16 protein-coding genes are annotated in these 22,954 nt (G+C 70.8%); 9 read left to right on the top strand and 7 right to left on the bottom strand.

Annotated elements, in window-relative coordinates; genetic code table 11:
• Positions 1-161: 161 nt before the first annotated feature.
• Positions 162-1,442: an ROK family transcriptional regulator gene (locus ACFFXY_RS18045; RefSeq protein WP_382353566.1), complete on the bottom strand. Its 1,281-nt coding sequence runs from the start codon at positions 1,440-1,442 to the stop codon at positions 162-164.
• Positions 1,443-1,738: 296 nt separating this feature from the next.
• Here ACFFXY_RS18045 and ACFFXY_RS18050 point away from each other — a divergent pair, with 296 nt between their 5' ends.
• The 5 genes from ACFFXY_RS18050 (at position 1,739) to ACFFXY_RS18070 (ending at position 7,298) form a co-directional block, all read left to right on the top strand.
• Positions 1,739-3,424, top strand: a complete 1,686-nt coding sequence (locus tag ACFFXY_RS18050) for a type 2 periplasmic-binding domain-containing protein (RefSeq protein WP_382353568.1) — start codon at positions 1,739-1,741, stop codon at positions 3,422-3,424.
• An 84-nt stretch (positions 3,425-3,508) separates the two neighbouring features.
• A complete protein-coding gene (locus tag ACFFXY_RS18055) occupies positions 3,509-4,489 on the top strand; it encodes an ABC transporter permease (protein ID WP_382353571.1) in 981 nt (326 codons plus the stop codon).
• On the top strand, positions 4,486-5,421 hold the full coding sequence (locus ACFFXY_RS18060) for a carbohydrate ABC transporter permease (protein WP_382353574.1): 936 nt from the start codon (positions 4,486-4,488) through the stop codon (positions 5,419-5,421). Before ACFFXY_RS18055 ends, ACFFXY_RS18060 begins: the two co-directional genes overlap by 4 nt.
• Before the next feature lie 135 nt (positions 5,422-5,556).
• Positions 5,557-6,510: an ATP-binding cassette domain-containing protein gene (locus ACFFXY_RS18065; RefSeq protein WP_382353577.1), complete on the top strand. Its 954-nt coding sequence runs from the start codon at positions 5,557-5,559 to the stop codon at positions 6,508-6,510.
• The gene (locus tag ACFFXY_RS18070) at positions 6,507-7,298 is read left to right on the top strand and encodes an ABC transporter permease (RefSeq protein WP_382353580.1); all 792 of its coding nucleotides are present in this window, start codon (positions 6,507-6,509) and stop codon (positions 7,296-7,298) included. Before ACFFXY_RS18065 ends, ACFFXY_RS18070 begins: the two co-directional genes overlap by 4 nt.
• Here ACFFXY_RS18070 and ACFFXY_RS18075 read toward each other — a convergent pair.
• Positions 7,288-10,158: an AfsR/SARP family transcriptional regulator gene (locus ACFFXY_RS18075; protein WP_382353583.1), complete on the bottom strand. Its 2,871-nt coding sequence runs from the start codon at positions 10,156-10,158 to the stop codon at positions 7,288-7,290. The two genes, ACFFXY_RS18070 and ACFFXY_RS18075, sit on opposite strands and share 11 nt — an antisense overlap.
• 303 nt (positions 10,159-10,461) lie before the next feature.
• On the opposite strand from ACFFXY_RS18075, the gene ACFFXY_RS18080 reads away from it, so the two are divergent.
• Complete coding sequence (locus ACFFXY_RS18080) at positions 10,462-10,950, top strand: Imm1 family immunity protein (protein ID WP_181245783.1); 489 nt, start codon at positions 10,462-10,464, stop codon at positions 10,948-10,950.
• A gap of 127 nt (positions 10,951-11,077) precedes the next feature.
• The gene (locus ACFFXY_RS18085) at positions 11,078-11,623 is read left to right on the top strand and encodes a GNAT family N-acetyltransferase (protein WP_382353587.1); all 546 of its coding nucleotides are present in this window, start codon (positions 11,078-11,080) and stop codon (positions 11,621-11,623) included.
• 215 nt (positions 11,624-11,838) lie between these two features.
• Here the strand turns inward: ACFFXY_RS18085 and xylA are convergent, their stop codons facing one another.
• The 3 genes from xylA to ACFFXY_RS18100 form a co-directional block, all read right to left on the bottom strand.
• Positions 11,839-13,011, bottom strand: a complete 1,173-nt coding sequence (gene xylA / locus ACFFXY_RS18090; protein ID WP_382353590.1) for a xylose isomerase — start codon at positions 13,009-13,011, stop codon at positions 11,839-11,841.
• A 113-nt stretch (positions 13,012-13,124) separates the two neighbouring features.
• Positions 13,125-14,516, bottom strand: a complete 1,392-nt coding sequence (gene xylB / locus ACFFXY_RS18095) for a xylulokinase (RefSeq protein WP_382353593.1) — start codon at positions 14,514-14,516, stop codon at positions 13,125-13,127.
• A gap of 4 nt (positions 14,517-14,520) precedes the next feature.
• Positions 14,521-16,818: a TIM-barrel domain-containing protein gene (locus ACFFXY_RS18100; RefSeq protein WP_382353596.1), complete on the bottom strand. Its 2,298-nt coding sequence runs from the start codon at positions 16,816-16,818 to the stop codon at positions 14,521-14,523.
• A 283-nt stretch (positions 16,819-17,101) separates the two neighbouring features.
• Between ACFFXY_RS18100 and ACFFXY_RS18105 the strand changes: the two genes are divergently transcribed.
• Positions 17,102-17,572 (top strand): Dps family protein, encoded by a 471-nt coding sequence (locus tag ACFFXY_RS18105; protein ID WP_091054270.1) that lies wholly within the window; start codon positions 17,102-17,104, stop codon positions 17,570-17,572.
• Between the two features lie 173 nt (positions 17,573-17,745).
• Here the strand turns inward: ACFFXY_RS18105 and ACFFXY_RS18110 are convergent, their stop codons facing one another.
• Positions 17,746-19,164, bottom strand: a complete 1,419-nt coding sequence (locus ACFFXY_RS18110) for an endo-1,4-beta-xylanase (RefSeq protein WP_382353599.1) — start codon at positions 19,162-19,164, stop codon at positions 17,746-17,748.
• 184 nt (positions 19,165-19,348) lie between these two features.
• Here ACFFXY_RS18110 and ACFFXY_RS18115 point away from each other — a divergent pair, with 184 nt between their 5' ends.
• Positions 19,349-19,825: a hypothetical protein gene (locus ACFFXY_RS18115; RefSeq protein ID WP_382353602.1), complete on the top strand. Its 477-nt coding sequence runs from the start codon at positions 19,349-19,351 to the stop codon at positions 19,823-19,825.
• 56 nt (positions 19,826-19,881) lie between these two features.
• Here ACFFXY_RS18115 and leuS read toward each other — a convergent pair whose 3' ends face one another.
• On the bottom strand, positions 19,882-22,713 hold the full coding sequence (gene leuS / locus ACFFXY_RS18120; RefSeq protein WP_382353605.1) for a leucine--tRNA ligase: 2,832 nt from the start codon (positions 22,711-22,713) through the stop codon (positions 19,882-19,884).
• Between the last annotated feature and the right edge of the window lie 241 nt (positions 22,714-22,954).

Genomic DNA, 22,954 nt, shown 5'->3' on the forward strand with positions numbered 1-22,954 from the left:
CGGCCCGCCCGCCGGTCAAGGCGGACGGGGCGCTCCAGCGTGCGCGTATGGCGGTTCTCGTCCGTTTCCGTCAGGGTCTACCTGCGGAAACGGTCTGGGTAACAGTTCCGAAACAACCGGCCGGGCCGGATCGTAGATCCTATTTCCTATAGGATCTACGATCAGCGGCCGAGCGGGGTGGGCATGAGCCCGGCGTCGATGTCGTTCAGGATGCCGGTGGCCGCGCCGAGGGCCGGGGCCTCGTGCCCGAGGGCCGAGACGACGATCTCGGCCCCGCCCGCGCCCGAGGCGTGGGTGCGGGCCGCGAGCTCGGTTTCGGCGGCGGGGCCGATCCACGGGCTCAGCGCCTGGTAGTGGCCGCCGAGGACGACGGCCTCGGGGTTGAGCAGGTCCACGGCGAGGGCGATGCCCGCGCCGAGGGACCGGCCGATGCGGTCGAGGGTCTCGATGACGCGCGGCTCGCCGGCGCGGGCGCGGGTGACGATGTCCTCGACCTCCGCCTCCACCTCGGTCCCGGCGATGTCGTCGGACTCGGAGAGCTCGCCGAGGACCGCGCGGATGCCCGCGACGTCCTCGACGCGGCCGATCCGGCCGTCCACCTCGATGAGGAGGTTGCCGATCTCGCCCGCGAAACCCGAAGCGCCCCTGCGCAGCTCGCCGTCCACGATGAGGCCGGCGCCCAGTCCGATCTCACCGGTCAGGTAGATCATGTTGGACACCCCGGCCCAGGACCCGAAGCGCTGCTCCGCGACCGCGCCCAGGTTCGCGTCGTTGTCGGCGGTGACCGCGTACTTCGGGTCGCGCATCGCCTGGCGCAGGCGGCCGGTCAGGTCGAAGTCGGCCCAGCCGAGCATCGGGGCGCGCTGCACGACGCCGTCGTTGTCGATCATGCCGGGGACGGCCACGGCCAGCCCGAGGATCTGGCGGCCCTCGGCGTCCATGCGGTCCACCGCGCGCTTGGCGAGGCCCGCCAGCGCCGAGACCGACTTGCCGGGGGTGGCGCCGGCGCCGTCGTGGGCGCGGCGCCAGGACAGGAGGCGGTTCCCGGCGAGGTCCACGGCCACGAGGGTCATGTAGTCGACGTTCACCTCGACGCCGAGCGAGGCGTAGTAGCCGGTGTCGACCGACAGCAGGACCGCGGGGCGGCCGATGTTGCCGATGACCGAGCCGGACTCGCGCAGGACGCGGCGCTCGATGAGCTCGGCGACGAGCGAGGAGACCGTGGCCTTGTTCAGGCCGGTCTTGGCGGCGAGGTCGGCGCGGGAGCACCGGCCCTCGGCCCGGACCTGGCGGAGGACGAAGCCGAGGTTGTTGGCGCGCACGTCGGTGAAGTCGGCCCGCTTGGCCTTTTCGGCGACGCTCGCGAGCCGTCCGCCGGCACGGCCGGGCTCCTCTTCGGCATCGCCCGGACCGGCGGACTTCGCCGCTATCCGCATCGCCATGTTGTCCTCCTGTTGCGAGCTCGTGGCCCATCGTCGCCGAAGCCGGTGTCGTTGGAAGCACTGTCGTTGGGCATTGTCGTGGATGGCGACAAGCGGTCGTCGGGCAGTCCCTGACAGTGGTCTATGTGCACGTTCAACTACAAGGCCCGTTCCCGAATCGTGATCAATCCGCGCCCGATTCGCCTGACCCCCCGCTTGTGGGGCCTGCCACCGTGCGCTACTTTAGTTTATCGAATAGCCGAACTAATTACCGGCTTACCCCCTCACAAGATCAGACAGACCGAAAGGACAGCAACGTGGCTACTCCCTCAGACGGGTCGATCTTCCGACGCCGGTCCCTGTTCAAGGCGGCCGGCATCGGCGCCGCCGGGATCGCGGGCCTGCCCGTCATCGCCGCGTGCAGCGACATCGAGTCGGGCGGCGGCACCTCGCAGGTGACCGAAGGCTTCGACTTCCTTCCGACCTACAAGGAGTACGCGCTCCCGGTCGAGCCCGACCTCGTCGGCGAGCCGCCGAACCACCCCTCGGGCTTCACCTCGTACCCCTCGCCTGTGGACGGCGTCGAGACCGCCGAGGGCGCGGGCGAGTACGAGATCACCGTCCCGATGTGGGGCACCCCGCCGACCGCGGACGACCCGTACTACGCGGCGCTCCAGGAGGCGTGGGGCGGCACCAAGATCACCCTGCGCCACGCGGACGGCAACACGTTCGCGCAGACCTCGGTGCAGTGGCTCCAGGCCAACGAGTTCGGCGACGCCATCAACATCTTCGGCTGGATGACCGACTCGCACCCGAACTTCCAGGAGACGGTGGTCAACACCTTCTACGACCTGACCGACGTCGTCAAGGGCGACATCGCCGACCGCTGGCCGCTCCTCGCGGGCGAGCCGACCCTCTCGTGGGGCCAGTCGGTGTGGTCCACCGACCCTGCCGACCCCGAGACCGCCCGCGTCTTCGGCATCCCCCAGAGCTTCTACGGCGGCCCCGGCAACGCCATGTTCGTGCGCACCGACCTGCTGGAGGCCGCGAACCTCGCCATGCCGACCACGGTCGAGGAGGTCCTGGAGGTCGCCCGCGCCTGGACCGACGGCGCCAACGGCAAGTGGGCCTTCCTGGCCCAGGACTACGTGACCCCCGAGTGGTTCGGCCTCGCGTCGAGCCCCGGCTGGGCCTACATCGACGGCAAGCTCGTCCACAACTGCGAGCGCCCCGAGTACACCGAGTGGCTCCAGTTCCGCCGCACCTGCTGGGACGAGGGCCTCATCCACCCCGACACCCCGACCGGGACGCTCGACGGGCACGCGCTGCACGTCGCGGGCACGGTCCTCATGTCGCAGGACGGCATCTCCTGGTGGTCGGACTACACCAACCAGGTCCTCGGCGGCACCGCGACGGGCCAGATCGACCCGATCGGCGCGATCGGCTTCAGCGGCCGCGAGCCGATCCGGTACGTGAGCACCTCCGTCGGCGGCTGGACCTTCTTCAACAAGGACCTCTCCGAGGACCAGGTGAAGGAGCTGCTCGACGTCATGAACTTCTGCTCCGCGCCTTACGGCACCACGGAGAACGAGCTGCTCCAGTACGGCGTCGAGGGCACCCACTTCACCTACGGCGACGACGGCTTCCCGGTGCGGACCCAGGCGGGCATCGACATCGTCCAGGCGCCCGTCAACTTCAAGGAGATGTCGGGCCAGGTCCAGACCTTCCTCACCGGCGACCCGGACCTGGTCCAGCGGCGCTTCGAGTACAACGCCTCGGTGAAGGACTTCGCCGAGGAGAACATCTGGAAGGGCCTGCGCGTCGAGGGGCCGTCGGAGTACAAGACGGCCGCCCAGACGCTCATCGACCAGCAGAACGACATCGCCTACGGGCGCGCCGAGCTGTCGTCGATCCCCGACATGGTGGAGACGTTCCTGGGCTCCGGCGGCGAGGCCGCCCGCGAGCTGTTCACCACCGCGTACAAGCAGGCGCAGGGCGAATAGGCTCCCGGCCGGGCGGGGGCGCTCCCCCGCCCGGCCGCCGCCCCGTTCCCACTCGCGCACTCACCGACTGGACTCTCACAAGCGATGGCAGCACTCCAGACCTCAGCGCCCCGGGCCAAGGCCGGGCCCGCGGCACCCCGGCGCGCCGCACGCAAGCGGCCCCTCCGGCAGCGCCTCCGCCACGACTGGCCGCTCCTGCTGATGACGCTCCCCGCGATCGGGCAGCTCGCGGTGTTCTTCTACTGGCCCTCGTCCTGGAACGTCATCGCGTTCATGGACTACAGCCCGTACCGGCCGTTCTGGGAGAACCCGTTCGTGGGCTTCGCCTGGTTCGGGCGCCTGTTCTCCGACCCGTACTTCGTTCCCGCGCTGCTGAACACGCTGAAGTTCTCGGCGCTGAACCTGCTGTTCCTGTTCCCGCTGTCGATCGCCCTGGCGCTCATCATGCACAGCGTGGTCTCCACCAAGGCCCGCAGCGTGTTCCAGTCGATCGTGTACCTGCCGTACTTCTTCTCGTGGGTCCTGGTCGTCACGATCTTCGTGCAGGTCCTCGGGGCCGACGGCCTGGTCAGCAACTGGCTGCTGGGCTTCGGCGGGGACCGGCTCGACATCATGTCCGATCCGAGCTCGTTCACGTTCCTGGCCTGGCTCCAATGGGCCTGGAAGGACGCCGGCTGGGGCATGATCATCTTCCTGGCGGCGCTCGCCTCGATCAACCCGAGCCTGTACGAGGCCGCCGCGGTCGACGGGGCCGGGCGCTGGAAGCGGATGTGGCACATCACCCTCCCGGGCATCCGGCCGGTGATCGTGCTCCTGCTGATCCTCCACATCGGCAACATCCTCTCGGTCGGCTTCGAGCAGTACCAGCTCCAGCGGGAGGCCGTCGGCTACCAGACCACCGAGGTGCTCGACACCTTCGTCTACTACCGCGCCATCCAGACCGCGCAGTACTCGTTCGGCACGGCCGCGGGCCTGTTCAAGGGCGTGATCGGGCTGATCCTGATCCTCGTCGCGAACAACGTCGCCCACCGCCTCGGAGAGCAAGGGATCTACCAGAAGTCATGACCACCGCTGCTGTCCGCGCCAAGCCGCGCCGCAAGAGCAACCGCGCCGCGTGGGACGAGGAGCCGTCCGCGCTCGGGAAGTTCGTCAAGGCCGCGTTCCTCGTCTGCTACGCCGCCGCGATCGTGCTGCCGATCTGGGCGGTCGTGGCGACCAGCCTCGCCAGTGAGAAGGCGCTCCAGGAGGCCGGCGGCAACCTGCTGCTGCTCCCGACCGAGCTGAGCACCCAGGCGTACCAGGAGATCCTCGGCGGCGGCGCGCTCACCAAGTCGCTGCTGGTGACGATCCTCCTGACGGTCGGCGGCACCGCGATCTCCATGGTGCTCACCATCGGCGCGGCCTACGGGCTGTCGCGGCCCGGGTCGGTGCTGCACCGGCCGCTGCTCATGCTGGTGCTGTTCACGTTCCTGTTCGGCCCCGGCATGTACCCCAGCTACCTGGTGGTGAAGCAGCTCGGCCTGCTCGACACCTACTGGTCGCTGATCCTGCCGACGGCGCTCAACGCGTTCAACCTGATCGTGCTGCGGGCGTTCTTCATGAACAGCGTCCCGGGCGAGCTCATCGACGCCGCGAAGATGGACGGCGCGGGCGAGTTCCGCATCCTCTTCCGGGTGGTCCTCCCCATGTCGAAGGCGATCCTCGCGGTCGTCGCGCTGTTCTACGCGGTCGGCTACTGGAACATCTACTTCCAGGCGGTGCTCTACACGCCGGGCCTCCAGACCCAGCCGATCCAGGTGGTCCTCCAGCGGATGCTCATGTCCACGCAGGGCATCCCGGGCGCCGACGTCGGCCAGTACCAGGCCGCGGACGCCGCGCCCGACGCCGCGCTGAAGATGGCCGTCGTGGTCTGCACGATCCTCCCGATCGTCATCATGTACCCGTTCATCCAGAAGCACTTCACGAAGGCGATCATCACCGGCGCCATCAAGGGCTGAACCCCGCACCAGGAAGGGCCGTCCCGCACCGCGGGGCGGCCCTTTCGCGTGCCGTGACAGCCGTGTGAAAGGCCCGTGAAAGGCAAGGGCGCCAAGCTGGTCCCACACCCACCGAACACCAGAAAGGCGCCTCTCATGAAGTACGCGATCGAAGTCCGGGGGCTGGTGAAGTCCTTCGGCGAGGTCCGCGCCCTCGACGGCGTCGACCTCGGCGCGGCCCCCGGCACGGTCCTGGGGCTCCTCGGCCCCAACGGGGCCGGGAAGACCACGGCCGTGCGGGTCCTGTCGACCCTGTCCGTCCCCGACGCGGGCGCCGCCCGGGTCCTGGGCCTGGACGTCGTGCGCGACGCCCCGAAGGTCCGCGAACGCCTCGGCCTCACCGGCCAGTACGCGGGGATCGACGCCGGGCTCTCCGGCGCGCAGAACCTCGTCCTCATCGCCCGGCTCCTCGGCGCGTCCCGGTCGCAGGCGAAGACCCGCGCCCACGAGCTCATCGAGCGGTTCGACCTCGCGCACGCCGCCGACCGGGCCGCGGGCGGCTACTCCGGCGGCATGCGGCGGCGGCTCGACCTGGCCGCGTCGATCGTGCGCCGCCCCGACGTGCTCGTCCTCGACGAGCCGACCACCGGGCTCGACCCCAACAGCCGCACCGGCCTGTGGGAGGTCGTGCGCGAGCTCGTCGCCGAGGGGACCACGGTCCTGCTGACCACGCAGTACCTCGAAGAGGCCGACCAGCTCGCCGACTCGATCGCCGTGATCGACACCGGCCGCGTCATCGCCTCCGGGACGCCCTCGCAGCTCAAGCAGGCCGTCGGCGGCCTGGTGCTGCGGATGCGCCCGGCCCGGCCCGACGCGCTGGGGCAGCTCGCGGAGCTCGCGAACTGGTCCGTCGGGGCGGCCCCGCGCGTCGAGGGCGACGAGGTCGCCGTCCCCGTCGCGCACCCGGGCGAGGCCACCGCGGTCATGGCCCGGGTCGTGCAGGCCGGGACCGACCTGGCCGCGTTCGGGCTCCACGAGCCCACGTTGGACGAGGTGTTCCTGACCCTGACGGGCCACGGCACCGAGAAGAAGGAGGAGGTGGCGGCATGACCACCACGACCACGTGGACCACGACGCGCGGCCCGCTCGCGCAGGCCGCGTCGATGACGGCCCGGTCCCTCGCCTCGATCAGGCACCAGCCCGCGCAGCTCGTGGACTACCTGATGATCCCGATGATGATCCTGCTGTCCATCACGTTCTTCATGGGCGGGCAAATGATGGGCACCTGGCAGGCGTTCCTCGACTACGCGGGGCCGACGCTCATCGCCATGGGCCTGTTCTTCGCGATCGTCTCCACCGGGCTGGGCCTGTTCGCCGACATCAAGACCGGCGTGTTCGACCGGCTCACCGCCATGCCCGTGTCGCGGTTCGCGCTGCTGGCCGGGCGCGTCGCGGCCGACATGATCAAGCACCTGTGGGCGCTCCTCATCGTCGGCGGCGTCGCCTTCGCGATCGGCTACCGGGCCGACGGCGGCGTGCTCGGCGTCGCCGGGGCCGCCGCCGCGGTGATGCTGTTCCTCTTCGCGTCCTCGTGGTCGATGGCCCTGGTCGGGCTCACCGCGAAGTCCGAGGAGCAGATCCAGACGTGGATGGTCAGCCTGCTCATGCCGCTGGCGTACACGTCCACGATGTTCGTGGAGATCGAGACGCTCCCCGGGCCGGTCCAGTGGTGGGCGCGGGTCAACCCGCTCACCGCGCTCGCCGACACGATGCGGGCGCTGCTGGCGGGCGAGGCGCCCGGCGGCGAGGCCCTCGCGCTGCTCGGCTGGTGCGCGCTGATCCTCGCGGTGTTCGTGCCGCTGTCCCTGCGGGCCTACAGGAAGAAGCTCACGAGCTGAACGGCCAGTTCGAGCCGTGGAGCATGGCGGCGGCCCGGGCCTGGAGGTCCGGGTCGCCGCTGTCGTGCGCGACCCTCGCGAGCTCGCGGTACAGGTGCACCGCGACCTCCGAGAAGTCCAGGAACTGGGGCAGGTCCGCCTCGGCCGACAGGAGCTCCTCGCGGGCCTCTTCGAGCCTTCCCAAGCGGTGCAGGCAGATCGCGGCCGAGGTGCGGGCGGCGATGACGTTCTCGGTGTTCCCCACCCGCTCGGCGCGCGCGGCCAGCTCCCGCATCTTCTCCAGGACCGCGGCGGGCTCGGCCCCGTGCCGGGCGTCCAGGCGCCACAGGTACTCCACGATCACCGAGTCCGCGAGGTCCGCCCCGAACTCCGCCTCGGCGGTGAGCGCCCGGATCAGCAGCGCGCGGGCCCCCTCGTAGTCGTCGGCGGCCATCCGCCCGGCCGCGAGGCCCTGGAGCGTGATGATGAGCCCGAACCGCTCCCCCAGCTTCGTGAAGATCCGGTTCGCCTCCGCCAGGTCCGCCAGCGCGGCCCCGGGCCCGGAGGCGCGCTCGGAGTACTCGGACGCGAACAGCAGGCCGATCCCGCGGACCCACGCGTCGCGCTCGGGGTCGAGCGCGGCGAGGATCGCGCGCAGGCCGTCCTCGTCGTTCGCCAGGAGCGCCCGGATGAGCGGGATCATGAGCAGCAGCGGGTCGGCGGCGTAGAGGTCGTGCTCCTCGCAGAGCGCTTGGGCCGCCGCGAAATCCGCTTCGACCTCGGCGGGGTCGAGCCAGCCGGACCACAGGCCCCAGGTGCCCGCGAGGACCACCTCGGCGCGGCGCAGCGGTTCCACCTCCCCGGGCATGGCCCGCACCTGCATGGCGAGCTCCTGGCCTTCGCGGCGGTGGCCGCGCATCCACCAGTACCAGGACAGGGGCGTGACGGCGCGGTACGCGGCGGGGGCGTTCCCGGCGGCGATCATGCGGCGGATCGCGGCGGTGAAGTTGCCGTGGTCGAGGGCGAGGCGGTCGAGCCACTCGACCTGCTCGGCGCGCATCAGGTGGGGTTCGGCCTCCGCGGCGAGGTCGGCGAAGTGGGCGGCGTGGCGCTCGTACCGCCCGGCGGTCTCGCCCGCTTCGGAGAGGCGCGCGGCGGCGTACTCGCGGACGGTCTCCAGGAGCCGGTACCGGCCGCCGGGGAGGCGCTGCACGAGGGACTTCTCCACGAGTCCGGCGATGTCGTCGGCGTCGGCCGAGCAGACGGCGCAGGCGGCGTCGAGGTCGGCGGAGCCGTTGAAGACCGACATGCGGGCGAGGACGTCCCGCTCGCGCGGCTCCAGGAGGTCCCAGCTCCAGTCGACCACGGCACGGAGGGTCCGCTGGCGGGGCTCGGCGGTGCGGGGGCCGCGGGCGAGGAGCCCGAAGCGGTCGCCGATGCGGGCGGCGAGGTCGTCGATGCTCAAGGCGCGCAAGCGGGCCGCGGCGAGCTCGATGGCGAGGGGGAGGCCGTCGAGGGCGGTGCAGACGTCCACGACGGCGGCGGCGTTGGCCGCGTCCACGGTGAAGCCGGGGTCGCTCTGGCGGGCGCGCTCCGCGAACAGGCGCACCGCGTCGTGGGCGCGGACCTCGTCCAGGGGCGCGTCGCGCGCGGGCAGCGGGAGGGGGCCGACGCCGACGACGGTCTCCCCGGTGATGCCGAGGGCCTCGCGGCTGGTGGCGATGACGCGGAGCGCGGGGACGCGGGCGAGCAGGTGCGCGATGAGCCCGGCGGCGGCCTCCACGACGTGCTCGCAGTTGTCGGCGACGAGGACCAGTTCGCGGCCCCAGAGCGCCTCGACCAGGCGGGTCGCGGGGTCGTCGCTGCGGCGGGCGGTCACGGACTCGGTGAGGCCGAGGGCGTCGAGGACCACTTCGGGGAGCTTCCCGGGGTCGGTCACCGGCGCGAGCTCGACCATGCGGACGGTCCGCCCGGAGGCGGCGAGCCGGTGCGCGGACTCGACGGCGAGGCGGGTCTTGCCGGTGCCGCCGGGTCCGGTGAGGGTGACGAGGCGGTGGCGTTCGAGGAGCGCGGGCAGCTCGGCGAGCTCGGCTTCCCGGCCGATGCACGCGGTGAGCGGCTGCGGGAGGCGGTTGGGGCGCGACTCGGGGACGACCGGTTCGATGCCGCGCAGCACGTCGAGGTGGGCTTCGCCGAGGACCGGGGAGGGATCGACGCCGAGGTCGTCGGCGAGCTTGGCGCGGACCTGGTCGTACACGGCGAGGGCCTCGGCGCGGCGGCCCGAGGCGGCGAGGGCCCGCATGTAGCGGGCGGCGTCGGGTTCGCCGAGGGGGTCGGCGGCGTGGCGGGCGGCGAGGTCGGCGAGGACGGCGTCGGCGCCGTCGAGCCGCAGGCGGGCCTCGATGCGCAGGGCCGCGACGGCTTCGCGGCGCACGTCGAGGCGCACGACCGCGGCGCCGGCGAACCCGCGCCGTTCGAGGTCGGCGAGCGCGGGGCCGCGCCACAGCGCGAGTGCGGCGTCCGCGAGTTCCCTGACGGTGCTCGGGGAGTCCTCTCTGGAGGCCGCTTCCACCTGGGCCGCAATGCGGTCGAATTCCTCGACATCGGTGTCGACGCGGGTGAGGCGGTAGCCGCCGGGGCCGTGGACGACGCGGTCGCCGAGGACCCGGCGCAGGCGCGAGAGCTGGGTGTGGAGGGCCCCTGCGGCGTTCGCGGGCTCCTCGTCGGGCCAGAGCGCGGCGATGAGGGCGTCGGCGGTGACGTGGCGGCCGGGGTCGAGGGCGAGCCGGGCCAGCAGGGCGCGCTGCCGCCCGGCCGGGACGGGGATCTCGGCGCCGTCGTCGCCGGTGATCCGCACCGGTCCCAGCAGCTCCACTCTCATAGCGATCATTTTGCCTTCAGGAGACAGCGGACGGGAAGCCGGTCCGGGCGGCCGATCGGGAACCGGCAGGGCGGCGGCTCCTGAATGGAATCTGCTACTTGCATGGACAGGTTGTCACGGCATATCAGTGCTTTTCTGTCAACTTCCCGACTGATCGAACAAACCGCCTGACCGCGCACGTACTGTCGTTCACAAACTCCGACAATCTGAGGTGCGGTGTCCGCCATGGCGATCCGAGTCGAATACCAACACGATTCACACTCCCGCACGTCCGCCTCTCCTGTCTCGGAAGGAGCACCGCCCATGAGCGCTGGCCCCGCGGGCGCGCATGTCGCCGGATACTGCGCCGAGTTCAGGCTCCAGACCAGGGACCACGGCACGCAGATCCTCCTCGCGTACGACCCCGACGGCGTGGCCGCCGCGGTCGCGACGATCGTCGCCGCAGACCTGGTGCAGGTCGCGACCGCGCTCGTCCGCGACCGCCCCGGGTACGAGCCCGGCGGGCGGCCCGACCACGGGCTGAAGATCATCGCGGACCGCGAGACCGAGGTGGGCGCGCTGGCGTACTACGGCCCGGGGGGCGAGGACTACGGCCCGGGGGCGTGGGTCTCGTACTCGGACCAGCGCTGGGCCCCGCAGATCCGCCTGTACCGCGACATGGACACCGCGAGCATGTTCCCGCCCGACGCGCACATCGCGCTCAGCTCGCTCGCGCGGGCGGTGGAGGACTTCCGGGCGACCGGCGGGCTGCGCCCCTCGATGGTGGCGTGGCGGCCGAGCACGGTGTGGTGACGGGCCGGCGTGATGTTGGGCCGCAATGCGGTGACGGACCGCAGTGTGGCGAACGGCGCGCGTGACGGGCGCCCGGACTGCGGGACGGAGCAGGGCCCCTAGCCGCGCGGCTGGCTATCATTCGGCCATGAGCAGCACCGATGTGGTCGCCGTGCGCTTCGCGCGGACCGATGACGTCCCCGCGATCTGCGCGATCGTGAACCACTACATCGCCGAGACCAGCAGCAATTTCAGGACCGAGCCGTACCCGGTCGAGGAGTGGGCCGAACAGCTCGCCGCGGGCGCGGACCGGTACCCGTACCTGGTCGCCGAGGCCGCCGGGGCCGTGGCCGGGGTGGCGTACGCGGGCCCGTGGCGCCCGAAGCAGGCGTACGCGTGGACCGCGGAGTCGACCGTGTACGTGTCCCCCAAGCACCAGGGCCTGGGGATCGGCTCGAAGCTGTACGCCGAGCTGCTGGAGCGGCTCGGGGCGCAGGGCTTCCGGAGCGTCATGGCCCAGATCACGCAGCCGAACGCGGGCAGCGAGGCGCTCCACAAGCGGTTCGGCTTCGAGCTGCTGGGGACCGTCCGCGACGCGGGCTTCAAGCACGGCGACTGGCACGGCGTGGGCATCTGGCAGAAGGACCTCGGCCTCACGGGCCCGCCGGAGCCGACGCGTCCCGTAGAGCGTTAGCAGTCCCGCGGGTTCAAATGAACCTCTCATGGTTCTCACCGGGACCGTGAAGGGCCCGTCCGTAATGTTCGGGCCAAGGGGAAATCGAATCCTCCTGAGGGTGACAGCGCCGCAAGGCGCAGATCCTACTGATGGGTGTGGGGTTGCGAACCGGGCCCGGAGCTGCTGCTCCGGGCCCGGTTCCGTGTCCCAGGAGTCCTGAGACGGAAAGCTGTCTAGCGCACGCCGTACAGGTGCTCAAGCGCGAGCTGGTCGAGCGCCTCGAAGGCCATGCCCTTGGCGGCGAGGCCCTCGACGTCGACCTCGACGGACTTCAGGTCGGCCCAGGTCTCGCCCTCGCCCAGGGTCGGGACGGCGAGCTGGTCGACGCGGGCGGCCTTGAGGGCCTCCTGCACCTCGGGGTCGGCGCGGAACGCCGCGACCTTCTCCTTGAGGATCTTGTAGTTGCGCATGCACGCGGCCGCGGAGACCCACACGCCCTTGTCGTCCTCGGTGCGCGGGGGCTTGAAGTCGAAGTGGATGGGGCCGTTGTACTGGCCCTTGGCGATGCCCTCCTCGACGGCGTCCACGACCCAGAACGCCCCGCCGACGTTCCCGGCGCCGAAGCGCAGGTCCTGGTCGTAGCGCGGACCGGTCTGGCCGTTGAGGTCGATGTGGTAGAGCTTGCCGTGCCACAGGGCCTGGCGGATGCCCGCGGCGTAGTCGAGCCCGGCCATCTCCTCGTGCCCGATCTCGGGGTTGATGCCGGTGAGCTCGGGGCGCTCCAGCTCGTTGATGAACGCGAGCGCGTGGCCGAGGGTCGGCAGGAGGATGTTCCCGCGGGGCTCGTTCGGCTTGGGCTCGATGGCGAAGCGAATGTCGTAGCCCTGCTCGACGACGTAGTCGCCGAGGACGTCGAACGCCTCCTTCATGCGGGCCATCGCGGACTGCACGTCCTTGGAGCCGCCGGACTCGGCGCCCTCGCGCCCGCCCCACGCCACGTAGATCTCCGCGCCCAGCTCGGCGGCGAGGTCGATGTTGCGCATGACCTTGCTGATCGCGAAGCGGCGCACGTCGCGGTCGTTGTGGGTGAACCCGCCGTCCTTGAAGATCGGGTGGCCGAACAGGTTCGTGGTCGCGGTGGTGACCTTGAGGCCGGTCTCGTCGAGGGCCTTCTTGAACGCGCCGATCTTGGCGTCGCGCTCGGCATCGGTGGCGTCGAACGGGAACACGTCATTGTCGTGGAAGTTCACGCCGTAGGCGCCGATCTCCGCGAGCTCGCGGACGGCCCGGTCGGCGGCCATGTCGGCGCGGGTGGCGGAGCCGAAGACGTCCTGAGCCGCCCAGCCGACCGTCCAGATGCCGAAGGAGAACTTGTCCTCGGGCACCGGTGCGTACTTGTCGGTCATGATCGTTCCTTTGCTATTGGTGCTGCTTCCCCGGAGGTGGTTCGTACCTCAAGGTTCACTATTGGTGCTGTTTCCCCGAAGGTCGTCTCGTACCTCTAGGTTCACTATTGGTGCTACTGGTGCTGCTCCCAGGAGGCGGTTTCGTTCCTCAAGGTCGCGTACTGCCTGGACACGGCTGCGGCGGTGCCGGTGAGCCGCTCCGTGTCCCCGTTCTTCCACTGCGGCGGTTCGTCGCGGCCGGACAGGGCCCAGGCCGCCTGCTTGGCGGCGCCGAGGGCCACGTACTCGGCTGAGGGAGGGACTTCCACGTCCACGCCGAACACGGTGGGGGCGATCCGGCGGACGGCTTCGGAGGCGGCGGCGCCGCCGATGAGGAGGACCCGGCGCGCCTCCAGCCCCTGGGCGGCCATCGCGGCGAGGCCGTCGGCCTGGGCCGAGAGCATCCCCTCGACGGCGGCGCGGGCGAGGCCGGCGCGGGTCGCGCCGGTGGTGATCCCCGAGAGGACCCCGGTCGCGTTCGGGCGGGCCGGGGTGCGCTCCCCGTCGAGGTACGGCAGGAGGGTGAGGCCCCCGGCGCCGGGCTCGGCGGACAGGGCGAGCGCGTCGAACTCGGCGTGGTCCACTCCCAGCAGGGTACGGAACGTGTCGAGGACGCGGGCGGCGTTGAGCGTGCAGACCAGCGGCAGGAACCGGCCGGTGGCGTCGGCGAACCCGGCCACGAGCCCCGAGGGGTCGTTCGCGGGGACGTCGGAGACGCCGAAGACCGTGCCGGAGGTGCCGAGGGAGACGGCCACGTCGCCGGGCCCGAGGCCCAGGCCCAGTGCGGCCCCGGCGTTGTCGCCGGTACCGGGGGCGACGATCGCGCCCCACGGGGTGCGGCCCACGGTCTCGGTCGGCCCGGCGACGCGCGGCAGCGCGAGTTCGCGGCCGAAGGCCTGGACGAGCCGCTCGGTCATGTAAGCGCCGGTGCGCGGGTTCCAGTAGCCGGTGCCCGAGGCGTCGGAGCGGTCGGTGGTGGCGTCGGCGGCGGCGACGCCGCGCAGCTTCATGGTGAGCCAGTCGTGCGGGAGCATCACCGAAACGGTTTTGGCCGCGTTTTCGGGCTCGTGCTCGGCCAGCCAGGCGAGCTTGGTGGCGGTGAACGACGCGGCGAGCACCAGGCCGGTGTCGGCGGCCCAGGCTTCGGGGCCGCCGTGGTCGGCGGTGAGCCGCTCGGCCTGGGGGGCCGAGCGGGTGTCGTTCCACAGCAGCGCTGGACGGACCACCTGGTCGTCGGCGTCGAGGGCGACCATGCCGTGCTGCTGCCCGGCGACGGCCACGGCGTCGGCGCGTTCGAGGAGGCCCCGCCCGGCTTCCTGGAGGGCGTCCCACCAGGCTTCGGGCGGGCACTCGGTCCCGCCGGGGTGGGAGGCCCTGCCGGAGTCGACGATCTCGCCGGTCTCGGCGTCTACGAGGAGGACTTTGGTCGACTGTGTAGAGGAGTCGACTCCGGCGACAAGGCTCATGTTCCTACTTACGCTCCAGCTCGGCCTTCGCGGGCGCGCCCGCAACATCGATGACGCTCACATTAGCGATGTCCGCCGGGCCGGTCGAAACCAGGGTCACCAAAGTTTCAGAAACTTTTTCGACGGCGATGGTCGTGTCGCCGTCGACGTCGGCGATCACGGTCCCCTCGGACGGGGTCCCCCACACTTCGAGGGTGATGCCCGCGAAGGGCTCCTCGCCGATCGTCGCGCCCGGCTCGACGCGCGGGATGAGCGCGCCGTAGCGCACGAACACCGGGAAGGTCTCCAGGTCGTGCTTGGTGTCGATGAACCGGCCGCCCTCGTGGACCTCCTTGGTCCAGAAGTCGATCCACCGGCCCTTGGGCAGGTAGACCTTGCGCTCGCCCGACGGGTCGTTCACGGGCGCCACGAGCAGGTCGGTGCCGAGGCGGAACTCCTGGTCGGCGGTCCACGAGACCGGGTCCGACGGGTCGTCCACGTTCAGGGCCCGCAGCACCGGCTCGCCGGTCCGCGAGGCATTGACGGCGGCGGTGTACAGGTACGGCGCGAGCGAGTACCGCAGCTTCAGCGACTCGATCGCGAGGCGCTCGGCCTCCTCGGAGAACTCCCACAGCTCGCGCGTGGTCGTCCCGTGGTAGCGCAGCAGCGGCGAGAGCGCGCCGAACTGGGCCCAGCGGATGTACAGGTCATCGGTGGGCGTGCCGTTGAAGCCGCCGGTGTCGTGGGACCAGAACGGGACGCCCGACAGGCCGTGCGAGAGCCCGCCGCGGATGGTCCCGCCCAGGCCCGCCCAGGTGGTCTGCACGTCGCCGGACCACTGCGCGGAGTGGCGCTGCCCGCCGAGGAACGAGGAGCGGGCCCACACCAGCTCGTGCCCGTTGACCTCGCGGGTCACGTCCACGACCGCGTCGTTGTAGAGCAGGGTATACACGTTGTGCAGCTCGGTGCCGGTCATCCCGTTGTGCGCCACCGCATCCGCGGGCACGCCTTCGGCGAAGTCGGTCTTGTACAGGGCCGCGCCGGCCTGGAGGGGGCCGCGCAGGAGGCCCTTCCACCACTCGACGGCGTCGGGGTTGGTGAAGTCGACGATGCCGCTGGCCTGGTGGGAGCCGTGCCAGACGTCGGCCACGTAGGTCTCGCCCTTGGCGTTCTTGAGGAAGTACCCGCGCTCGTCGCCCTCGGCGAACACCGGGGACTTGTGGGAGATGTACGAGTTCATCCACAGGCAGACCTTGAAGCCCTGCTCGGCGAGGTCGGCGAGCATCCGCTCGGGGTCGGGGAAGTTCTCGCGGTCCCACTGCATGTCGGACCAGTGCGGCTCGTGCTGCCAGAACGTGTCGAGGTGGAGCACGTCGCAGGGGATGCCCCGCTCGCGGATCTTCTTGGCCCGCTCCATGACCCGCTCCTCGTTGTCCACGAAGAACCCCGAGGAGATCCAGGTGCCGAAGGCCCACTTCGGGGGGAGCGAGGGGCGGGAGGTGAGGCCGTCGAAGCGGTCGAGAACCTCGACCGGGGTGCCGCCGATGACGAAGTACTCCAGGGCGTCGTCGGGGACGATGAGCTCGACGGCCGCGTGGGTCTGCTGGGCCATGTCGAACTCGACGGGGGCGCCGGAGTTGACGAGGACGCCGTAGCCGCGGTCGGAGACGTAGAACGGCACGTTCTTGTAGGCGCGGATCGACTCGGAGCCGAACGCGTCGAAGTTCCACATCAGGGGCCGCTGCCCGCGGGCGTTGAGCGGGGCGAACCGCTCGCCGAACCCGGCGTACGCCTCGTCGGGCGCGGCCGTGAACGACTCGTGGAAGGCGACGGGCTCGCCGTCGACCAGGGAGCGGCCGAACGGGAGGGTCCGCAGGCGCCCCGAGATGTCCTCTTCGCCGGGGTTCTGGGCCACGAGGGTCTTCCCGGCGGCGTCGGTGTACCGCAGCGACCAGGCGCCGAGGGTGGCGACGGCGCGGACGGGACCGGCGTCCACCACGACCACTCCATCCTCGACCGCGACCTTCGCGCCGTCGTAGCTCCCGGCGTGGACGAGCTCGATGATCTTCTCGGCCGCGGGACGCGCGGCCGGGTCGGCGGCCAGGCGGGTGCGCACGACGCCCTCGGCGACGGCCGCGATGGAGACGTACAGCTCCTCCCCCGCGCTCGTGGCGGCCTTGAGGAGGACCGAGTCGGCGCCGGTCTCCACGACCTCGGCGCTCGTGACGGACGACAGGCCCTGCTCGCCGTTGGCGCGCTGGGGCAGCTCCGGGGGGTCGGCGACGAAGAACTCGCGGGCGACCAGCGGCGGGCGGTAAGGCATTCGTAGCTCCTGCTCGTTCAGGGTGCGGACGGCGGCGGCCGGGCCGGGGACGGCACGACACGCATTAGTTTATCGACTAGCCCAACAAATTGCGAGCCGGGGAGGCGACCCTTCCGGCCGTCCTCCGCAGGCCCCGAGCGGGCCGGCGCCCGGCCGTTCCGCGGAGGACGCGAGGACCCCGCACCCGTCCCGGTTGCATCGGTTTGGCACCGGGCGAGCCGGGGAAGACTACGATCTGCTTGTCAATGCCGGAACCGACTGCTGCTCTGCGAGGTGCACCGATATGTCGACCGTCCGCTCCAGCCTCTCCGACGAGAACCGCGACACGACCGCCAAAGCGCTGCAAGGCGCGCTGGTCGACCTCATCGACCTGTCGCTGGTCGGCAAGCAGGCGCACTGGAACGTCTACGGCAAGAACTTCCGCTCACTCCACCTCCAGCTCGACGAGATCGTGCTGTCGGCGCGCAACGCCGCCGACCTGGTGGCCGAGCGGGCGATAGCGATCGGCGTCAGCGCCGACGGCCGCGCGGCCACGGTCGCGGAGACCTCCTCGGTCCCCAAGATCCACGACGGCACGATCTCCGACACCGAGGTCGTCTCGCTCATGATCGACGCCTACACCGCGATCATCGCGAACATGCGCGAGCGCATCGAGACCACCGAGTCGGCCGACCCGGTCTCCCAGGACCTCCTCATCGGCATCACCGCCGAGCTGGAGAAGCAGTCCTGGATGTTCCAGGCGGAACTCGGTTGAGCATCCCGACCGGCCCGGTGAAGCAGTCCTGGATGTTCCAGGCGGAACTGGGCTGACGCGCCGGACTTCGCAGCCGGGCCCGGACAATTCCGTCCGGGCCCGGCCTTTTTTCTCTGCGAAGGAAGCAAGTTCTAAGGGTGTGCAGGCCGCCTCGTCTGCGAACGAAGCGCGGTCTAAGCGGGTGTGCAGGTCACCGTCGGGACCGAGGCGGTCGCGCCGTCCGGTTTGGTGATGTTGAAGCCGAACGTCGTGGACTGGCCCGAGGCGAGCGTCCCGTTGTAGGCGGCGTTCGAGCCGGTCACCGTCGCCCCCGTCAACGTCCCCTGGATGCTCCAGGCGTTGGAGATCCGCTCGGAGCCCGGCCATGTCCATGTCACCGTCCAGCCGGAGAGGTTCTGGTTGGCCTTCACCGTCCCGGCGTACGTGGCCCCGGTGTTCCAAGGGCTCTGGACCGACAGGGTCGCGGTGCAGCCGTTCCCGGTGGGCGGCGGGGTGGTGGTGCCGGGGGTCGTCGTCGGGTTGGTGACGGTGCCGCCCCAGGCGTTCAGGACCGCGGTGTACGCGGGCTTCTTCGAGTAGTCGTCGTTGAACAGCAGCGGCGCGCCGTAGCCGGGGAAGACGCCGGGGACCCAGGAGTCGCCGTCGCGCAGGCCCCACACGGTGATGCCGGAGCAGTCGGCGAGGTTCTTGCAGATGTTCGCCACCCGCTGGTAGTCGCTGGCCTGCTGCGCGAGCTCGGTCGCGTCGGCCGGGGTCTGGAGGCGGATGTCGAGCTCGGTGATGCGGACCTTCAGGCCCAGGTTCACGAAGCGCTGGAGGTTCGCCTCCATGTCGGAGGGGACCTGCCCGAGGATCAGGTGCGACTGGAAGCCCACGCCGTCGAGGAGGCCCTGGTTGACCAGGCCCTGCGCAATCGAGTAGACCTTGTTCGACTTGGCGTTCTGGCCCTCGATCGAGTAGTCGTTGATGTAGAGGTCCGCGCTCGGGTCGGCCGCGCGGGCGGTCTGGAACGCGGTCGTGATGTAGCCCTCGCCGAGCCGCTGGAGCCAGAACGAGTCGCGCAGGGCGCCGTTGGAGTCGCTGACGACCTCGTTCACCACGTCCCAGGAGTCCACCCGGCCCTCGTAGCGGTTCGCCACGGTGTTGATGTGGTCGACCATGGCCGCCTGCATCGCCGAGGCGGAGAGGTTCTGCACCCACGACGGGGTCTGCTGGTGCCACACGAAGGTGTGGCCGTGGACGGTCTGGCCGTTGTCCTCGGCGAAGTCGACGATGGCGTCGGCCTGCGTGAACGTGTAGTTCCCGTCGCTGGGCTCGGTCGCGTCCCACTTCATCGCGTTCTCGGCGGTGAGGGAGTTGAACTCGGTGGCGACCGTGGTGCGGTACTGCGCGCTGCTCTGGAGCAGGTTGTAGTTGACGGCGATGCCGATGTCCTTGTTCAGCGCGTCGGCGGCCCCACGCAGGGTCGTCTGCTGGGCGGAGGCGAACTGGGTCGAGAGGCCGATGCCGAGCGCGGCGGTCGCGACGGTGACGACCCCCGCGATCACCGCCCGGCGCCGCCTTCTTGAAAAGTGCGGTCGGGTAAGCAGCACGAAGAGCTCCTCAAGGTGGTGCCGCGCCGTGAGGGAACGAGGCTGACAGAAGGATGGGCCCGCGGGGGCGGAGCGCTCCCAACGAGGTGAGCACAGCCTAGCGTTTGCATAGATGTTGGTCAATACTCCGATGCGGAGGACGCGCGGGACCAATATTCGTCACAGCGACGATAAGATATTCGTCATGATGACGATAAACCCTCGCCCCGAGGAGGCCGCGCCTCCGCGGGCCAAGCCCGCCTACCACCACCCGATGCCCTGGCAGGTCGCGACCGCGCTCGTGATGATCGCGGCCGCCGCCGTGTCCTCGCTCGCCGAGGCCGCCCTGATCGGGCTCGGCTCGATCGTCGCCGACCCGCGGTTCGAGCGGCTGCTCCTCGCCCTGCTGGTCGCGTCGGTCCTCCACGCCACCGTCTGCACCGCCCTCGGCGCGTGCGTCGCCGCCCGCCTCGACTGGGCGCGGCGCCTCGCCGCCGTGGCGAGCCTGTACGGCGTCGCGTGCTCGCTCATGGCGCTCGTGATCTTCGGCGTGCTCGACGCCCTCTCCCCCGCGCCGTTCGCCGCCGGCGGCTTCTCGCTGCTCCTCCTGGGCCTGCTCAGCGGCGAGGCCGCCACGAGGTACACCTACCGGGGCGGCGGAGGGAGCCTGCCCGACGAATGACGAAGGGCGGGACCGGTTCCGGTCCCGCCCTTAATATTCCGTCCAACAGCGCCGGTCTACTTCGCGACGATCGAGACCATCTTGCCGGCCACCACGATGACCTTCTTGACGTCCTTGCCCGCCAGGTTCGCCGCGACCTTCTCCTCCGCCAGCGCGGCGGCCTTGACGTCCTCTTCGGGCGCTCCGGCGGCGACCTCGATGCGGCCGCGGACCTTGCCGTTGATCTGGACCGGGTAGGTCACGGTGTCCTCGACCAGGTACCGCTCGTCGGCCACGGGGAAGTCCACGTAGGCGATGCCGCCGGTGTGCCCCAGGCGCTCCCACAGCTCCTCGGCGATGTGGGGGGCGATGGGGGCGACCATGACCACCAGGGCCTCGGCGGCCGCGCGGGGCACCGGGTGCAGGCCGGTCACGTGGTTGTTCAGCGTGATCAGCTTGGCGACGGCGGTGTTCATGCGCAGGTTCTCGTAGTCGTCGCGGACCCCGGCGACGGCCTTGTGGATCTCGCGCAGCGTCTCGGGCGAGGGCTCGACGTCGGCGACGGCCGTCTCGCCGGTCTCCTCGTCGACGATGTTGCGCCACAGGCGTTGCAGGAACCGCTGCGAGCCGACGATCGCGCGGGTCTCCCAGGGCTTGGAGTCGGCCAGGGGGCCCATGGACATCTCGTACACGCGGAACGTGTCGGCGCCGTAGGACGCGCAGATCTCGTCGGGCGTGACGACGTTCTTCAGGGACTTGCCCATCTTGCCGTACTCGCGGTTCACCTTCTCGCCCTTGTAGGTGTACACGCCGTCGGCCTGCTCCTCGACCTCCTCGGCGGGCACGTAGACGCCGCGCTCGTCGGTGTAGGCGTAGGCCTGGATGTACCCCTGGTTGAACAGGCGGCGGAACGGCTCGCGGCTGGAGACGTGGCCCAGGTCGAACAGGACCTTCTGCCAGAAGCGGGCGTACAGCAGGTGCAGGACGGCGTGCTCGACGCCGCCGATGTACAGGTCGACGCCGCCGACGTCCTCGGCGTCCTGGGGGCCCATCCAGTAGGACTCGTTGGCGGGGTCGGCCAGGACCGCCGCGGCCTTCGGGTCGGTGTAGCGCAGCTCGTACCAGGAGGACCCGGCCCAGTTGGGCATGGTGTTGACCTCGCGGCGGTACGGCTTGGGGCCGTCGCCCAGGTCCAGTTCGACCTCGACCCAGTCCTTGGCGCGGCCCAGGGGCGGCTCGGGCGCGGAGTCGGCGTCCTCGGCGTCGAAGGTCTTGGGCGAGAAGTCGTCCAGGTGCGGCAGCTCGACCGGCAGGTGGTCCTCGGTCAGGGCGACGGGCAGGCCGGTCTCGTCGTAGACGATCGGGAAGGGCTCGCCCCAGTAGCGCTGGCGGCTGAACAGCCAGTCGCGCAGGCGGAACGTGACGGCCTTCTCGCCGCGGCCGTGCTCGGCCAGCCACGCGATGACGCGGTCCTTGGCCTCGGGGACGGACAGGCCGTCCAGGAAGCCGGAGTTGACGATCGTGCCGGTGGTGCTCGACAGGACCTCCTGGCGGTCCCACTCGACTGCGCTTCCTTCGACGGTGTCGGAGACGACCTGGACGATCGGGATGCCGAAGGCGGTCGCGAAGTCGAAGTCGCGGGCGTCGTGGGCGGGGACGGCCATGATCGCGCCGGTGCCGTACCCGGCCAGCACGTAGTCGGCGATGAAGACGGGGACCGTCTCGCCGTTGACTGGGTTGGTGGCGTAGCCGCCGGTGAAGACGCCGGTCTTCTCCTTGGCGTCGGCCTGGCGCTCGACGTCGGTCTTGGCGGCGGCCTGGGCGCGGTAGGCGGCGACGGCTCCGGCGGGGGTGTCGTGGCCGCCGGTCCAGGCCTCGGGGACGTCGGCGGGCCAGGTCTCGGCGGTCAGCGCGTCGACCAGCGGGTGCTCGGGGGCCAGGACCATGTAGGTGGCGCCGAACAGGGTGTCGGGGCGGGTGGTGAAGACCCGGATGTCCCCCGCGTAGGTCGCGAAGTCCGCGTAGGCGCCAGTGGACTTGCCGATCCAGTTGCGCTGCATGGACTTCAGGGACTCGGTCCAGTCCAGGCCGTCCAGGTCGGACAGCAGCCGGTCGGCGTACGCGGTGATGCGCATCATCCACTGCTTCAGGGTGCGCGTGTACACCGGGAAGTTGCCGCGCTCGCTGCGCCCCTCGGAGGTGACCTCCTCGTTGGACAGCACCGTGCCCAGGCCCGGGCACCAGTTCACGGGCGCCTCGGTGACGTACGCCAGGCGGTGGTCGTCGATCGCGCGGCGGCGCTCGACGGCGCTCAGCTCGGACCAGGCGCGCCCGCCCGGGACGGTGCGCTCGCCGGACTCGAACGCGGCGATCAGTTCGCTGATGGGCCGCGCCTTGTCGGCGTCGGTGTCGTACCAGGAGTTGAAGATCTCCAGGAAGATCCACTGCGTCCACTTGAAGTAGTCGGGGTCGGTGGTGGCGAACTCGCGGCGGTTGTCGTACCCCATGCCGACCCGGCGCAGCTGGCGCCGGAAGACGCCGATGTTCTCGGCGGTGATCTCGGCGGGCTGGCGCCCGGTCGCGATCGCGTACTGCTCGGTGGGCAGCCCGAACGCGTCGAAGCCCAGCGGGTGCAGCACGTTGTACCCGGCCATGCGCAGGTAGCGCGAGTAGGCGTCGGTCGCGATGTACCCCAGCGGGTGGCCGACGTGCAGGCCCGCGCCCGACGGGTACGGGAACATGTCCATCACGAACTTCTTCGGGGCGCCGGCCCGCGGGTGGTCCGGCTCGGCCAGCTCCCCGGACGGGTTCGGGGCGCGGAAGGTCCGCTCGGCCTCCCAGCGCTCCTGCCAGCGCGGTTCGATCGCGTTGGCCAGCTCGGCGTCGTAGCGGTGTGCGGGTTCGGTCATGGCTCGTCCTGTGGTCCGGTGCGGCTGCTCTGGTTTCGCGGGTTCGGTCGGCGTTCTCCGGGTACTGACCCTAGACAGCAAAAAACCCCAGACACGCTGGGGTGGCCGTGCTGGGATCTGTCCCGCACGGCTAGGTAAGGAGCTCGAATCGCCGAGTCATGCCCCCCAGTGTAGCGGAGCGGCGCCCAGGTGGCACGGGACATAACGCTTGGGCGGGTCCGAGTAGGATGACCAGAACGCG

Origin of the sequence: Glycomyces mayteni (assembly GCF_042428885.1) — a bacterium.
GTDB lineage: Bacteria > Actinomycetota > Actinomycetes > Mycobacteriales > Micromonosporaceae > Glycomyces > Glycomyces mayteni.

What these genes read in the sequence shown, in the direction of transcription:
- ACFFXY_RS18045 (WP_382353566.1), bottom strand. Translation starts at nt 1,442, where the DNA reads ATGGCGATGCGGATAGCGGCGAAGTCCGCCGGTCCGGGCGATGCCGAA.
- ACFFXY_RS18055 (WP_382353571.1), top strand. Translation starts at nt 3,509, where the DNA reads ATGGCAGCACTCCAGACCTCAGCGCCCCGGGCCAAGGCCGGGCCCGCG.
- ACFFXY_RS18060 (WP_382353574.1), top strand. Translation starts at nt 4,486, where the DNA reads ATGACCACCGCTGCTGTCCGCGCCAAGCCGCGCCGCAAGAGCAACCGC.
- ACFFXY_RS18065 (WP_382353577.1), top strand. Translation starts at nt 5,557, where the DNA reads ATGAAGTACGCGATCGAAGTCCGGGGGCTGGTGAAGTCCTTCGGCGAG.
- ACFFXY_RS18070 (WP_382353580.1), top strand. Translation starts at nt 6,507, where the DNA reads ATGACCACCACGACCACGTGGACCACGACGCGCGGCCCGCTCGCGCAG.
- ACFFXY_RS18075 (WP_382353583.1), bottom strand. Translation starts at nt 10,158, where the DNA reads ATGAGAGTGGAGCTGCTGGGACCGGTGCGGATCACCGGCGACGACGGC.
- ACFFXY_RS18080 (WP_181245783.1), top strand. Translation starts at nt 10,462, where the DNA reads ATGAGCGCTGGCCCCGCGGGCGCGCATGTCGCCGGATACTGCGCCGAG.
- ACFFXY_RS18085 (WP_382353587.1), top strand. Translation starts at nt 11,078, where the DNA reads ATGAGCAGCACCGATGTGGTCGCCGTGCGCTTCGCGCGGACCGATGAC.
- xylA (WP_382353590.1), bottom strand. Translation starts at nt 13,011, where the DNA reads ATGACCGACAAGTACGCACCGGTGCCCGAGGACAAGTTCTCCTTCGGC.
- xylB (WP_382353593.1), bottom strand. Translation starts at nt 14,516, where the DNA reads ATGAGCCTTGTCGCCGGAGTCGACTCCTCTACACAGTCGACCAAAGTC.
- ACFFXY_RS18100 (WP_382353596.1), bottom strand. Translation starts at nt 16,818, where the DNA reads ATGCCTTACCGCCCGCCGCTGGTCGCCCGCGAGTTCTTCGTCGCCGAC.
- ACFFXY_RS18105 (WP_091054270.1), top strand. Translation starts at nt 17,102, where the DNA reads ATGTCGACCGTCCGCTCCAGCCTCTCCGACGAGAACCGCGACACGACC.
- ACFFXY_RS18115 (WP_382353602.1), top strand. Translation starts at nt 19,349, where the DNA reads ATGATGACGATAAACCCTCGCCCCGAGGAGGCCGCGCCTCCGCGGGCC.
- leuS (WP_382353605.1), bottom strand. Translation starts at nt 22,713, where the DNA reads ATGACCGAACCCGCACACCGCTACGACGCCGAGCTGGCCAACGCGATC.